Annotated in this window: 16 protein-coding genes and 1 tRNA gene; 9 read left to right on the forward strand and 8 right to left on the reverse strand. The window is 69.8% G+C overall.

Annotated elements, in window-relative coordinates; all coding sequences use genetic code 11:
• Both AX721_RS09215 and AX721_RS09220 read left to right on the forward strand, forming a co-directional pair.
• Positions 1-871 (forward strand): calcium-binding protein (locus tag AX721_RS09215; RefSeq protein ID WP_304440888.1); only part of this gene is annotated, 871 nt, incomplete at its 5' end.
• Positions 872-987: 116 nt separating this feature from the next.
• A complete protein-coding gene (locus AX721_RS09220) occupies positions 988-2,190 on the forward strand; it encodes a pyridoxal phosphate-dependent aminotransferase (protein WP_068875722.1) in 1,203 nt (400 codons plus the stop codon).
• A 147-nt stretch (positions 2,191-2,337) separates the two neighbouring features.
• Here the strand turns inward: AX721_RS09220 and AX721_RS09225 are convergent, their stop codons facing one another.
• Positions 2,338-2,574, reverse strand: a complete 237-nt coding sequence (locus AX721_RS09225) for a DUF2171 domain-containing protein (protein WP_068875723.1) — start codon at positions 2,572-2,574, stop codon at positions 2,338-2,340.
• 60 nt (positions 2,575-2,634) lie between these two features.
• Here AX721_RS09225 and AX721_RS26755 point away from each other — a divergent pair, with 60 nt between their 5' ends.
• The gene (locus AX721_RS26755) at positions 2,635-2,811 is read left to right on the forward strand and encodes a DUF4169 family protein (protein ID WP_082765800.1); all 177 of its coding nucleotides are present in this window, start codon (positions 2,635-2,637) and stop codon (positions 2,809-2,811) included.
• Here the strand turns inward: AX721_RS26755 and AX721_RS09230 are convergent.
• Positions 2,808-3,575 carry a Coq4 family protein gene (locus AX721_RS09230; protein ID WP_082765799.1) on the reverse strand — a complete coding sequence of 256 codons (768 nt, stop codon included), beginning with the start codon at positions 3,573-3,575 and terminating at the stop codon, positions 2,808-2,810. The genes AX721_RS26755 and AX721_RS09230 overlap by 4 nt on opposite strands.
• A 107-nt stretch (positions 3,576-3,682) precedes the next feature.
• Between AX721_RS09230 and AX721_RS09235 the strand changes: the two genes are divergently transcribed.
• Positions 3,683-3,895 (forward strand): ribbon-helix-helix domain-containing protein, encoded by a 213-nt coding sequence (locus tag AX721_RS09235; RefSeq protein WP_068875724.1) that lies wholly within the window; start codon positions 3,683-3,685, stop codon positions 3,893-3,895.
• Here the strand turns inward: AX721_RS09235 and AX721_RS09240 are convergent.
• The 3 genes from AX721_RS09240 to AX721_RS09250 all read right to left on the reverse strand — a co-directional run bounded on the left by AX721_RS09240 (position 3,892) and on the right by AX721_RS09250 (position 5,742).
• The gene (locus tag AX721_RS09240) at positions 3,892-4,623 is read right to left on the reverse strand and encodes a hypothetical protein (RefSeq protein ID WP_068875725.1); all 732 of its coding nucleotides are present in this window, start codon (positions 4,621-4,623) and stop codon (positions 3,892-3,894) included. The two genes, AX721_RS09235 and AX721_RS09240, sit on opposite strands and share 4 nt — an antisense overlap.
• A 75-nt stretch (positions 4,624-4,698) precedes the next feature.
• On the reverse strand, positions 4,699-5,499 hold the full coding sequence (locus AX721_RS28275; RefSeq protein WP_068875726.1) for a LytTR family DNA-binding domain-containing protein: 801 nt from the start codon (positions 5,497-5,499) through the stop codon (positions 4,699-4,701).
• A 24-nt stretch (positions 5,500-5,523) separates the two neighbouring features.
• The gene (locus AX721_RS09250) at positions 5,524-5,742 is read right to left on the reverse strand and encodes a hypothetical protein (protein WP_068875727.1); all 219 of its coding nucleotides are present in this window, start codon (positions 5,740-5,742) and stop codon (positions 5,524-5,526) included.
• Positions 5,743-5,819: 77 nt separating this feature from the next.
• Here AX721_RS09250 and AX721_RS09255 point away from each other — a divergent pair, with 77 nt between their 5' ends.
• The gene (locus tag AX721_RS09255; RefSeq protein ID WP_068875728.1) at positions 5,820-8,147 is read left to right on the forward strand and encodes a UvrD-helicase domain-containing protein; all 2,328 of its coding nucleotides are present in this window, start codon (positions 5,820-5,822) and stop codon (positions 8,145-8,147) included.
• Positions 8,148-8,197: 50 nt separating this feature from the next.
• Positions 8,198-8,683: a hypothetical protein gene (locus AX721_RS26760; RefSeq protein ID WP_082765798.1), complete on the forward strand. Its 486-nt coding sequence runs from the start codon at positions 8,198-8,200 to the stop codon at positions 8,681-8,683.
• Here AX721_RS26760 and AX721_RS09260 read toward each other — a convergent pair.
• Positions 8,647-8,733: transfer RNA gene (locus tag AX721_RS09260), tRNA-Leu, on the reverse strand. The genes AX721_RS26760 and AX721_RS09260 overlap by 37 nt on opposite strands.
• A gap of 115 nt (positions 8,734-8,848) precedes the next feature.
• Between AX721_RS09260 and AX721_RS09265 the strand changes: the two genes are divergently transcribed.
• Positions 8,849-9,631, forward strand: a complete 783-nt coding sequence (locus tag AX721_RS09265) for a glycine zipper 2TM domain-containing protein (protein WP_068875729.1) — start codon at positions 8,849-8,851, stop codon at positions 9,629-9,631.
• Positions 9,632-9,736: 105 nt separating this feature from the next.
• On the forward strand, positions 9,737-10,417 hold the full coding sequence (locus tag AX721_RS09270) for a superoxide dismutase (RefSeq protein ID WP_068875730.1): 681 nt from the start codon (positions 9,737-9,739) through the stop codon (positions 10,415-10,417).
• A gap of 4 nt (positions 10,418-10,421) precedes the next feature.
• On the opposite strand, the gene AX721_RS09275 is transcribed toward AX721_RS09270, so the two are convergent.
• Positions 10,422-10,970, reverse strand: a complete 549-nt coding sequence (locus tag AX721_RS09275; protein WP_068875731.1) for a hypothetical protein — start codon at positions 10,968-10,970, stop codon at positions 10,422-10,424.
• 74 nt (positions 10,971-11,044) lie between these two features.
• On the opposite strand from AX721_RS09275, the gene purU reads away from it, so the two are divergent.
• Positions 11,045-11,887 (forward strand): formyltetrahydrofolate deformylase, encoded by an 843-nt coding sequence (gene purU, locus AX721_RS09280; protein ID WP_068875772.1) that lies wholly within the window; start codon positions 11,045-11,047, stop codon positions 11,885-11,887.
• Between the two features lie 12 nt (positions 11,888-11,899).
• Here purU and AX721_RS09285 read toward each other — a convergent pair whose 3' ends face one another.
• Positions 11,900-13,279, reverse strand: coding sequence for a sensor histidine kinase (locus AX721_RS09285; protein WP_068875732.1), 1,380 nt, complete (start codon positions 13,277-13,279; stop codon positions 11,900-11,902).
• Positions 13,280-13,319: the final 40 nt, after the last annotated feature.

Genomic DNA, 13,319 nt, shown 5'->3' on the forward strand with positions numbered 1-13,319 from the left:
GCCGGGCGCCGACACCCTCTCCGGCGAGGCCGGCCGCGACCTCTTGCAGGGCAATGGCGGCGACGACCTGCTGAGCGGCGGCGAAGGCGCCGACAGCCTCTATGGCGGCCAGGGCAACGATGTCATCTACGCCAGCCGCGACGTCGGCGGCGTGGCGGGCGAGGCCGGGGACTGGGCCAACGGCAACCTGGGCGACGACGAGATCGTGGGCGGCCAGGGCGCCGACACCCTGCTGGGCGGGCAAGGCAACGACGTCATCGGCGGCGGCGACGGGGCGGACTTCCTGTCCGGCGACCGCGGCGACGACGACCTCATGGGCGGCATGGGGAACGACACCCTGAACGGCGGCGACGGGAACGATATCCTCAGCGGCGGCTTCGGCGCGGATTCGCTGAGCGGCGGCGACGGGAGCGACCAGCTCGTCAGCCAGGGGCCCGAAGCCTCCACCCTCAGCGGCGGCGCGGGCGCCGACACCATCGTCTCCGGCGGCGCGGGCCGCGACGTGATCCTGGGCGGCGACGGCCGCGACCGTTTCGAGATCGTGGCCAAGACCGCGCCCTCGGCCGGCGTCGAGGCCGAGATCCGCGATTGGGAAGCCGGCGACACCCTGCACTTCCCGCAGGTCAGCATCCTTGGCGCCAGCTCGATCCTGCCGCTCAGCTACTCCGAGTTCGCGGCGGCCGACTATGCGACGGCGCTGTCGATCGCCAACGAACACATCTCGGCCTCGGGCGCGGTCTATGTGGCCGCCCAGGTCGGAAGCGACGTCTACGTCTTCGCCGACAATGGCGATCCGGCGGACGGCGCCGACGTCTCCATCCTGCTCGTCGGCCGCACCCTGGCCGACATCGCCCTCACCAATTTCGCCTGAGGCGCCGCCCTCGGCCAACTGGCTCTGGAGAGAGGGGCTCCCGGCGGGTTTGAATGCGGCGCAGCATGGGTTACACCCGCGCCCGTCCGAACCTTAAGCCGGGAGTCTGCTCCATCATGTCCCTGGAATCCGCCGCACTGGCCCGCGTGAAGCCCTCCGCCACCCTGGCGGCGGACGCCAAAGCCCGCGAGCTCAAGGCCCAGGGCAAGGACGTGATCGGCCTGGCCGCCGGCGAGCCCGACTTCGACACGCCGGACAACATCAAGGAAGCGGCCATCCGGGCCATCCGGGACGGCAAGACCAAGTACACCAACGTCGACGGCATCCCCGAGCTGAAGGAGGCCATCTGCGCCAAGTTCGAGCGCGAGAACGGCCTGCGCTACAAGCCCGAGCAGGTGAACGTCTCGCCCGGCGGCAAGCCGGTGATCTGGAACGCCATGATCGCCACGCTGAACCCCGGCGACGAGGTGATCGTGCCGACCCCCTACTGGGTCAGCTATTGGGACATCGTCCTCCTGGCCGGGGGCACGCCCGTGGCGGCGCCCACCAGCGCCGAGACCGGCTTCAAGCTGCAGCCGGCCGACCTCGAGGCGAAGATCACGCCCAAGACCAAGTGGATTCTGCTGAACTCGCCGTCCAACCCATCGGGCGCCGCCTACACCCGCGCCGAGCTCAAGGCCCTGGCCGACGTGTTGCTGCGCCATCCGCACGTCTGGATCCTGACCGACGACATGTACGAGCACCTGGTGTTCGGGGACTTCGAGTTCTCGACCATCGCCCAGGTGGAGCCCGGCCTCTACGACCGCACCCTGACCATGAACGGGGTCAGCAAGGCCTACGCCATGACCGGCTGGCGCATCGGCTACGCCGCCGGGCCCCAGCCGCTGATCAAGGCCATGGCCAAGGTCATGAGCCAGACCACCTCGAACCCCTCCTCGATCTCGCAATGGGCGGCGGTCGAAGCGCTGAACGGCACGCAGGCCTTCATCAAGCCCAACGCCAAGCTGTTCGAGCAGCGCCGCGACCTGGTGGTCTCGATGCTGAACCAGGCCAAGGGCATCCACTGCCCGACGCCCGAAGGCGCCTTCTACGTCTATCCGTCGTGCGCCGACCTGATCGGCAAGACCGCCCCCTCGGGCAAGGTCATCACCTCGGATGCGGATTTCGCGGTCGAGCTCTTGGAGACCGAGGGCGTGGCGGTGGTGTTCGGCGCGGCGTTCGGCCTCTCGCCCTTCTTCCGCATCAGCTACGCCACGGCCAACAGCGTGCTGGAGGACGCCTGCCAGCGCATCCAGCGCTTCTGCGCCAACGTGAAGTAGGACAGCCGGCGACGGGCGTTGCCCCGGCGCGAGCTGTCAGGCCGGGCCCTGGCGCACCATATCCCGCGGGAGCGTCGGAGCCCGACCGCGAACCGACAGCCCGACAGCCTCCGCGGCCGGGCGCCGGCGCTCACCTGCTGGGGGCGCTCAGTGCTTCTCGCGCCACGCCGCCTTGGCGGCGTCCTTGGTGATGTTCAGGCAGACCTTGTCGTCCTGGATGGTCTCGACCCAGGTCAGCGGGATCAGGTGGTGCTTGAAGCCGGAGCCGAAATCCAGCTTGGCCAGCTCGATCTCGGCGCCCATGACGTGGTCCACCTTGCCCACGTGGCCGCCGTCGGACCCGACGACTTCCATGTGCTCGCGGATTTGAGAGGCCTCAATCATACTCGTCTCCTCGTCTTCGATCTCGGGGGACGGGGTAACGGGCGTCAGGCGCGAGGGTTCATGGCCGAGCTGATCAACCTCAACAAGGCGCGCAAGGCCAAGGCGCGGGCGGCGCACAAGGCGCAGGCCGCCGAGAACCGCGTCAGGTTCGGCCAGACCAAGGGTCAGAAGGACGTGGCCCGGCTCGACGCCGAGCGGGCCCGGCGCGAGCTCGATGGCAAGAAGCGCGAGGATTAGGCCGCCTTCGGCACCGCGCGGTCGCGCGCCTCGGCGGGGATGGAATCGTAGATCGTCGCCGGCGTGATGCCCAGGCGCGCGCGGGCGGCCTCCAGCGGCTCACGCATCAGCCGCTCGTAGTCCTCGCCCAGCAGCCACTTGGCGGCCTTGCCGCGCTGATAGCCCTGCCAGATCGCCTTCACATACGGATGGCTCCGGTCCTTGCCGGCCCGCGAGGCGGCGCCGAAGGCGATCAGCGCCCAGCCCAGGCCCTTGGTCTGGGCGTAGGAGAACGCCACCAGGCAGGCCTCGCCCAGGGCGTCGCGGTGATAGCCCGACAGGATGTGCCAGATGTCGTGCACGTCGCGGGTGCGGCGGCCGAACCAGGCATAGGGGTGCGGCTCGTCGATCTCCGCTCCTCGCCCCTCGCGGCTGATGTCGGCCAGGCCGTCGGCCGAGAGCTGCTCGGTGCGGATGAAGGTGCGATAGGCGGCGCCGACGCTGCCCTCGGGCAGGCTGTCGAGCCAGGCGTCGTCCATCAGCTTCTCGGCGAATTCCTCGCGCTCGAAGGCGATCCGCCCGCCCTCCGGCGTGGCCAGCAGGCGCTGGTAGCCCTTGGCCGTCGACGAGCCGTTCAGGGCGCGCATGATTTCAAACACCTGGCGGGTGTCTTCCTTGTCGGCCAGCAGGCGCTGCAGCGAGCGCCAGGCATGCCCCCAGTCGAGCTTCGTCGACATGGGACGAGGTTCGGGGCGGAAGTCGGCGGTGTCGGCGGTCATGGCCATAGGTGGGAAGCCCTTGGGTCAGCGTCGTCGGCCTAAAAATGACGCCCCCGTCATCTTTTTGCAAGAGGCTGGATGAACATGTGAACTCGTGTTGGTAAACAGGCCCCATGGCCAGTTTGAAAAAGCGCTCCGTCCTCCTCTCCGGCCACGCGACCTCCATCGCCCTGGAGCCCGAGTTCTGGGCGGTCCTCGACGAGATGGCCGAAGTCCGCGGCTCCAGCCTGGCCGCCCTGATCGTCAGCGTCGATCGCGGCCGCGGCGAGCGCCCCCTCGCCTCCGCCTGCCGCGTCGCGGCCCTGACCTACGCCCGGGGCGGCTAGGGCGCCGGCAGCGCGGTCCGCAGCCAGGTCTCCATGTCCACCAGCCGCGGCTCGTCCTTCAGCCCTTCTCGGAAGGCGCCCAGGTTCCGGTAGCTGGCCAGCACCAGGATCCGCTTGCCGGGATGAGCCGCGATCGCCTCCCGGGTCCGATCGACCATGTAGCCGTCCCATGCGTCCTGGCTCCTTTCGAAGGCCGGGCCGCCCAGCTGCGCCTGGGCCAGGCCCTGCGCTCGGACGAGATCGATGGTGACGGCGTCATGGGCGTCTGCGGGATGGCGCCAGTGGTCCTGCAGCACCGTAGACAGCGCCCGGCCGAGGCGGGTCATGTAGGCGTCGGCCTCGGGCTTCCGTTTCGCGAAGTCCCCGAACAGCCGGCCCGCCTCCCCAGTCATCGCGGCGAAGGCCTCGCCGCCCGGCTCCATGGGCAGCGCCGTCGCCGGGCGTGCAGCGAGATAGGGCCAGACCACCGCCGGATACTCGGGCCGCCCCTGCGTCTCCTTGCGCGCTTCCAGTTCGTCCGGGCGCACCTCTAGGACCATCACCTCGGGCCGGACGGTTTCGATGATCCGGCGCAGGTGGTCGAACGTGAACGACGGTTCGGTGGTATGCAGGCGCTGGATCGCGCCCACCACATAGACGCCGTCGGGCGGCGGCGCGGCGGCGTGGAGCTGACTGGAGAGACCGGCGGCGAAGGCCAGGGCGAGGCATGCGAGGCGAAGCTGTTTCATGCCTCCCGTTCGCCGGCCTGGCGGCGCGCTGGAAGCCGCCGATCCGCGAGCGGGACCGCCCGAGTGACGAGCGGGTCAGCGCCCGTTCAACAGGGCCGACAGGCCGTCGCGATAGCGCCGGCTGAGCCGCAGGCCCTGCCCCGAGCTCAGCCGCACCTCGGCGTCGCCCCGCCCCAGGCTGCGCACGCCGACGATCCGATCCAGCCGGACAATGGCCCGCCGATGGATGCGCACGAAACGGTCCCGCGGCAGCCGCACCGCCAGCGAGGCCAGCGACTCGTCCAGCAGCACCGCCCCGTCCGCCGTGTGGGCCTCGGCATAGTTGCCCGCCGCCTCGATCCATTCGACCGCGTCCAGCGGCACGATCCGCACCGCGCCCCGGCTGCGGGCGCGCAGGACCTCGGTCGCCTTCGGGACGGCCCGCCGCTCGCGCCGGGGCGCCAGCAGCCCCACCGTGACGACGCTCGCGTAGAGGATGGCGTTGGTCCCCAGGTTGCGGACGAACATCCGCTCGCCCATCGCCCACCGGTCGGGAATTCGCCCGCCATCGTTGTAGACCGGCCACCAGAGGAGGGCGAAGAGGCCCACGTGCAGGGCCGACACGAGCAGGAGACCCGCGGCGTAGGCGGCCCACCGTTGCGCCAAGCTCCAGCGCGACTCCTCGATGCGCCGCACGGCCGCCAGAATGGGCGCGGTCAGCAGCGCCCAGATCGAGAAGATGGCGAAGGCGTAGCCCAGGGACGGCCACCACGCCTGGCGCCCCCCACTGGTCAGATAGCCCTGCGTCGCGAGCAGGATCGCCACGGCCGACCAGACGAGCATCATCAAGCCGGCGAGGCGAAGCGAGCCCGAAACGCGGAGAGCTTGCGGCGTCATCCCCTTCCCTTCGCACGTCGCCGGCTACTTCGGAACCGGGACCGGCGCGTCGGGGATGCGCGGCGCGTCCGGCAGCCGGGGCGGCGCGATCGCGGGGAGGCCGTCCGCGGCCCTGAGGGCAGCCTCGGCCACCTTGCCGGCGCCGATCCGCCCCTGCCAGGCATACCAGAGCAGCCCAATCGCCAGCATGGCCACTACGCCGGCGGCGAAGGCGATCCAGGGGCTGGTGTGGCGCGCGGCCATGACGGTTTCGAAACGGATCTCGCGACCTCGCCGTTCCGCCCCTTAAGCCCGCAAGCCTTTGTGCTACATATGTTCCGATGTCCTCGTTCGAATCCTCCGACCTCCCCTCGCCTCGCATCAGCGACCTCGCGCGCGTCGACGCCCGGCCGGCCGACTATCTGGCGGGTCTGAACCCCGAACAGCGCGAGGCGGTGGAGGCGGTGGACGGCCCGGTGCTGGTGCTGGCCGGCGCGGGCACGGGCAAGACCAAGGTGCTGACCACCCGCCTGGCGCACATACTGGCCAGCGGACGGGCCAAGCCGTGGGAGCTGCTGGCCGTCACCTTCACAAACAAGGCCGCGCGCGAGATGCGCGAGCGGATCGCCCACATCATCGGCCCGTCGGCCGAGGGGCTGCGCTGGCTGGGGACCTTCCACTCGGTGGCGGCCCAGATCCTGCGCCGGCACGCCGAGCTCGTGGGGCTGAAGTCCAACTACACCATCCTCGACACCGACGATCAGGAGCGTCTGATCAAGCAGGTGCTGGAGGCCGAGAACATCGACACCAAGCGCTGGACGCCCAAGGCGCTGGCCGGCCTGATCGACCACTGGAAGAACCGCGGCTGGCGTCCCGACCAACTGCCGTCCGCCGAGGCCCAGGCCTTCGCCAACGGCAAGGGCCAAGCGCTGTACCGCCTCTACCAGGAGCGGATGCGCATCCTGAACGCCTGCGACTTCGGCGACCTCTTGCTGCACAACCTGACCATCTTCGTCAGCCAGCCGGACGTGCTGGCCGAGTACCACAACCGCTTCAAGTACCTCCTGGTGGACGAGTACCAGGACACCAACGTCGCCCAGTACCTGTGGCTGCGGCTGCTGGCGCAGAAGAGCCAGAACCTCTGCTGTGTCGGCGACGACGACCAGTCCATCTACGGCTGGCGTGGCGCCGAGGTGGACAACATCCTGCGCTTCGAGCGGGACTTCCCAGGCGCGAAGGTCGTGCGGCTGGAGCGCAACTACCGCTCCACCAGCCACATCCTGGCCGCCGCCTCCGGCCTGATCGCCGCCAACAAGGGGCGCCTCGGCAAGACCCTCTGGACCGACAGCCAGGAAGGCCAGAAGGTCGTGGTCCGCGGCATCTGGGATGGCGACGCCGAGAGCCGCCTGATCGCCGACGAGGTGGAGAAGGCCCGGCGGGCCGGCCGCCAGTACCGCGACATCGCCATCCTGGTCCGCGCCTCGTTCCAGATGCGGTCATTCGAAGAACGATTCGTGATGCTGCAGATTCCCTATGTGGTGATCGGCGGCCCGCGGTTCTTCGAACGGGCCGAGATCCGCGACGCCATCGCCTATCTGCGGCTGATCCAGTCCGAGGACGACGACCTGGCCTTCGAGCGGATCGTCAACACGCCCAAGCGCGGCATCGGCGACACCACCGTCCAGAAGCTGTTGCAGATCGCCCGTCTGAACGGCGTCCCGGCCAGCACGGCGGCCCGCCAGCTGGTGCTGACCGACGAACTGGCGGCCAAGACCCGCACGTCCCTCGCGAACTTCCTGCGCGACCTCGACCGATGGCGCGGCCAGGCCGAGCACATCCATCATGCGCGCCTCATGGAGGCGGTGTTGGAGGAGAGCGGCTATACCGACATGCTGAAGCTGGACCGCTCGCCCCAGGCCCAGGGCCGGCTGGAGAACCTCAAGGAACTGGTCCAGTCCATGGGGAACTACGAGACCCTCCAGGCCTACCTGGAGCACGTCTCCCTGGTGATGGACCTCGAGCGCGGGCCCCAGGCCGATAGCGTCCAGATCATGACCCTGCACCAGGCCAAGGGCCTGGAGTTCCCGCTCGTCTTCCTGCCGGGCTGGGAGGAAGGCGTCTTCCCGTCCCAGCGCAGCATGGACGAGAAGGGCGAGAAGGGCCTGGAGGAGGAGCGGCGGCTGGCCTACGTGGGCATCACCCGCGCCCGCGAGGAGGCGCGGATCTCCTTCGCCGCCAACCGCCAGGTCTATGGCCGCTGGACCAGCCAGCTCCCCAGTCGGTTCGTCGACGAACTGCCGCCCGCCAACGTCGAGGCCAGCTCCGAGACCGGTTACTATGGCGGCGGCCCGGGCATGCAGCAGCACGGTTCGCGCTGGGACGCCGACCCGGACTTCGGCGGCGGCTACGCCTCGCCCGGCTGGCGCAGGGCCCAGGCCAACCAGTACCGCGGCAGCCACCTGGGCCGGCAGGCGGTGATCGAAGGCGACGGGCGCCTGGTCGCGGTGTCGGAAAGCTCCGCCGCCAGCGACTACAAGCGCGGCGATCGGGTCTTCCATCTCAAGTTCGGCTACGGCGCGGTGCGCGGCGTCGAGGGCAACAAGCTCACCGTGAACTTCGACAAGGCCGGAGAGAAGAAGGTCATCGACAGTTTCGTCGAGAAAGCCTGAGCCGGCTGCTCGACCAGCAACCTTTCCGGTTCTGGCACGTATCTCCGCCCATGCGGAACCTGATCCGGAACCGGGACCTCAAGACCCTCCTCAGCGGCGTGTCGATCGCGGCGGCCGCCGGCCTGGTCATGGGCGCGGCGCTCTACCCCGACCTGGACGAGGACGAGATCCGCGGCCCTCAGATCCTTCTGAGCGGCGGCGGCCCCCGCGGCGAGGCGCCCGTGAGCGACGCCGGCATCGGCGTCTACGCCGGCCGAGTTCCCGACTACGTCATCGGCACCGACGCGCTGAAGCCGCCGCAACATCAGGTCCTCGCCTATGAGGACCGCGCGGAACCCGAGCTCGCGGACACCGGCGAGACCGGAGACGTCATGGCCTACGAAGCGCCGCCCGAGATCCAGCCTGCCCGCTGGCACGACGAGCCGCGCGAGCCTTCGCGCTATCCGTCCGAGCACGGCAACGCGGTCCACGAAGCCGATCTGGCGATCCTCGACGAGTATGGTGCGGGCGGTCGGACTCGAACCGACACTCCGTGACCGGATGCGGATTTTAAGTCCGCTGCGTCTACCAGTTCCGCCACGCCCGCTGCGGCTGACGCGTACGACGTTTGCGGCGCTCCCGTCCACCCCGTGAGCCCGAAGCAACCGTGGCCTTGAGCTTCGGCGCGGGGCATGATGCGGCCGACTCCCAGGAGGACGCTTATGACGAGATTTGCTTTCGCCGCCATCATGGCGCTGGCCGCCGTTGCCGTGGCGCCCAGCGCCGCGAGCGCCCAGGGACTTGGCTCGCTGTTCTCCTGCGACGCCCAGGGGTCGTCCAACACCACCGGCGCGGTGGTGGGCGGGCTGGTCGGCGCCCTGGCGGGCAGCCAGGTCAGCAAGAACGAGCGGACCCTGGGCGCGGTGATCGGCGCTGGCCTGGGCGCAGCGATCGGCAACAACATCGGTTGCCGGATGGACCGCAAGGCCCAGCAGGACGCGCGCGTCGCCTTCCAGCGCGCCCTGGAGACCGGCAAGACCCAGAGCTGGTCCGACCCGCAGACGGGCGCCAGCGGCCGCATCTCGGTGCTCGGTCCCGTTTCGGGGAGCTCGACCAGCGGCTCCGGCTATGCCGGCCGCTGGCGCTACGCCCAGGGCGTGACGGTGGTCAGCCGCGTGAGCACGGCGGGGGGCGAGTATGCGGGGGCCGGCCGCGTCAATGTGCGCGCCGCACCGAACACCTCGGCGCCGGTGGTGGATCGCCTGCAGCCGAACGAGACCTTCGAGGTGGCGGGCGCCGTCGCGGGTGGCTGGCTGGCGGTCGTCGAGGACGGCTTCATCCAGGGCTACGTCGCCCGCTCGGTCGTCCAGCCGGTCGGCGGCGGCGCCGACGGCGGGTGCCGCTTGGTCGAGCAGACCGTCAACGAGCGGGGGCAGCCCGCCTATCGCGAACGGTTCAACGCCTGCCGCGACAGCTCCGGCGAGTGGCGCCTGACCGCCGCCTGACGCGCACCGGCCTTGCGGGCGCGTGGGAGCAGCGGCGCTGGAACGCCTTGCCGCGCCAGGGGTTGACCCATCGACCCCATCATCCCGCAACCCGCGAGGCCGCCCATGTACGTCCTGCCAGAGCTTCCGTACGACCACGACGCGCTGAGCCCCTTCGTGTCCGCCGACACGCTGCGGACGCATCACGGCAAGCATCACAAGGCTTACGTCGAGAAGACCAACGACCTGGCCGCCAAGGCCGGCCTGGCCGGCCGCCCCCTGGAAGAGGTCGTGCGCGAGGCCAGCCGCCGCGGCGACAAGAAGCTGTTCAACAACGCCGCCCAGGCCTGGAACCACGCCTTTTTCTGGGAATGCATGCGCCCGCCGGGCGGCGCGTCCCCGTCAGGCGACCTGCTGCGCGCCATCGACGCGGCGTTCGAGGATCTCGACGCCCTGAAGGCGGCGTTCGTCGACGAGGGCGTGAACCATTTCGCCTCGGGCTGGGTGTGGATCGTCACGGGCGCCGAGGGTCTGAAGGTGATGTCCACCCACGACGCCGACGACACCCTGGTGCGCGACGGGGTCTTCCCGCTCCTGGTGTGCGACCTGTGGGAGCACGCCTACTACCTGGACTACAAGAACGACCGGAAGGCCTTCCTGGAGCGGTGGTTCGACAACGTGGCCAACTGGGACTTCGCCGCAGCCCAGCTCGAGGCGGCCGACGGCGCCGGCGAGGGCTTCCGCTACCCAGCGCCCGAACGTGGCGCGCCGGGCGGCGAGGCCGAGACGCCTCGCCCCATCGCCTGACCTCTCACCGGTAGAAGATCCGCGAGGTCCACTTCTCGGAGTAACGGCCCTTCTTGTAACAGGCCCGCTCTCGGGCGACGCAGCGGACGCCGTCGGCGGGACTCCACACCTCATGGCGGTTCCAGTCCTCGTCGCGGTCCTTGTCCTTGGAGTTGGCGACCAGAGCGCCGACGACGATGGCGCCCAGGACCAGGCCCGCGATGGCGGCGGTGTTGTCCTTGTTCTTGTGCGACAGGTCGCTCACCTCGAGCTCGGACGTCCGGCCCGTTCGATAGTCGTAGGTGCAACCGTAGCTGAAGCGGGCTTCGCCGCCGTTCCGGTCGTCGAACTCGCCCTTTCCCGTCACGCGGGCCCGGTTGCGGGATCCCTCGCTGACGTTGGAGGACGTGATGCGCACGCCGCGGGCCTGCGGGTAGCGATCCTGCACCTCATAGCTGATCTCGCGGTTGCAGGCCTGCGCCGGTCCGCCGCCCTGCGCCTTCGCCACGGAGGGGGCGAGCACCGGCGCGGGGGCGAGAATGGCGCCGATGGCCAGGTAGGTGACCGACCGCATGACCTGAACTCCTGTTCGTCCCCGACAGCACAGCCTTGACCTTGCAGCGCGCGGGCGGCAAGCCCTGCGCCGCGATGATCCTTACCCTCTCCTGCGACGACCGCCCCGGCATCGTGGCCCGCGTGTCGGCCCTGCTGTTCGAGCGCGGCGCCAACATCCTGGACGCCCAGCAGTACGACGACCAGGAAACCGGCCGGTTCTTCATGCGCGTGGTCTTCGATCCGGGCGACAGCGCCGCCGACGCCTGGCGCGCCGCGTTCGAACCGCTTGCGGCGGAGTACGCCATGACCTGGGCGCTGCGGGGCCGTAAGGAACGCCGCCGGGTGATGATCCTGGCCTCCCAGACCGACCACTGCCTGGCCGACCTGATCTGGCGCTGGCGCCAAGGCGAGCTTCCCATGGACATCACCGCCGTGGTCTCGAACCACCCGGCGTCCACCTTCCCCCACACCGACCTGCAGGGCATCGCCTTTCGCCACCTGCCGGTGACCGCCGAGACCAAGGCCCGGCAGGAAGCCGACCTCTGGCGCCTGATCCAGGAGACCAATACCGAGCTCGTGGTCCTCGCCCGCTACATGCAGGTGCTGTCCGACGACCTGTCCGCCAAGCTGGCCGGCCGCTGCATCAACATCCACCACTCGTTCCTGCCGGGCTTCAAGGGCGCGCGGCCCTACCATCAGGCCCATGCCCGCGGCGTGAAGGTGATCGGCGCCACCGCCCACTACGTGACCGCCGACCTGGACGAGGGCCCGATCATCGAGCAGGACGTCGAGCGCATCAGCCATCGCGACACGCCCGCCAACCTCGTCCGCAAGGGTCGCGACATCGAGCGCCGGGTGCTGGCGCGGGCCGTCCGCTGGCACATCGAGGATCGCGTGCTGCTCAACGGGCGCAAGACGGTGGTCTTCACCGACTGACCCTCGCCGCTGCTACGGGCTGAGCGGCCCCGTCGTGCGCCCGATCGGGAAGACGATCTCCATCCGCAGGCCGTCGGGCAGGTGCTCCATCCGGTGCGAACCTCTCAGGTCCCCGGCCGTCAGGCGCCGGATGAGCTGCATGCCGAACCCTTCGGTCTTGCCGGGCTCGGTCGGCCCTGCCCCGTGCTCCTCCCAGATGAGGCGAACGACGCCCGTTTCCGGCTCGGTCCACGTCACCGAGACCGTGCCCTCGCCGCGGAAGGCGCCATACTTCGCGGCGTTGGTCGCCAGTTCGTGGGTGATAAGCCCCAGCGCGAGCGCCTGGGGCGCTGGCAGTTCCACGGGCGGCCCGGCGACCCTGACCCGCTCGCCGAAGCTGGCCAGTTCGCGCTGAAGCAGGGCGGCGAGCCCGGCCTGCGTCCAGGCGTTCTGGGTAAGCACGTCGTGGGTCCTCGCCAACGCGCCCAGGCGTCCTTCGAACTTATCGAGGAACTGCGTCATATCGCCGGACCGGCGCGCGGTCTGGACGGCGATCGACTGCACGGTGGCCAGGTTGTTCTTCACCCGGTGATTCAACTCGGCCATCAGGAGCTTCTGGCGCTCCTGCGCCTCGACCTCGGCGGTGATCTCGAGCGCCGTGCCCAGCATGCGCGTCGCCGCCCCATCTTTGCGGAACACCACCTGTCCCATGTTGCGGAGCCAGCGGACCGAACCATCCGGCGCGACGATGCGGTGTTCGATCAGGAACTTTCCGCCATTCGCCCCGGCGACGGCGGCGTCGTAGGCGGCGATCGTGCGGTCCCGATCCTCGGGATGCAGGCGCTTTCGATAGAGCTTGAAGCTGGGCTTTTCTCCCGGAGCCAGGCCGTAGAAGGCGAGCGTGCGGTCGTCCCAGGACGCCTCCAGAGTCTGGAGATTGTATTCCCACAAGCCCAGCGCCGTCGCCTCCAACGCCATGGCGAGGCGCGCCCGCTCGCGTTCCGCTTCGAGCTCGGCCGTCTTCCGGGCGGTGATGTCCACCGAGACGAAGGAGACCCGCCGTTCCGCGGTCATCGGCGCGATCGTCACATAGAACCAGGCCTTCTGGCCGGCGATCATGCGGGGATGCTCGAAGTGCGTGATCCGGTCGGTTCTCAGGGTCTCGCGCAGGGTCCGCAGGCCGGCCCGCAGCTCCTTGGCGGCGAACCCCAGGTCGCGCCCCGTCTTCCCGACGATTTCATCCGGCGTGAGACCGAACAGGGCGGCGAGATTGCGGTTGGCCAGGACATAGGCGAAGTCGTTCTCTCGCAGCTCGAGCACGCCGGCCATGATCCCCGTCGCCTCGAGCAGGGGGCCGAGCAAGCTCTCCCCTGCATCGGCGGTCAGCCGGTCGAGATGCCGGTGGTTGGTCACCCACCCTCCGCCCCTGTTCAGGCGTCCAGTCTGCCGCGAT

It is taken from the genome of Phenylobacterium sp. CCH9-H3 (assembly GCF_001557235.1).
In the GTDB taxonomy this organism is placed as follows: Bacteria; Pseudomonadota; Alphaproteobacteria; order Caulobacterales; family Caulobacteraceae; genus Phenylobacterium.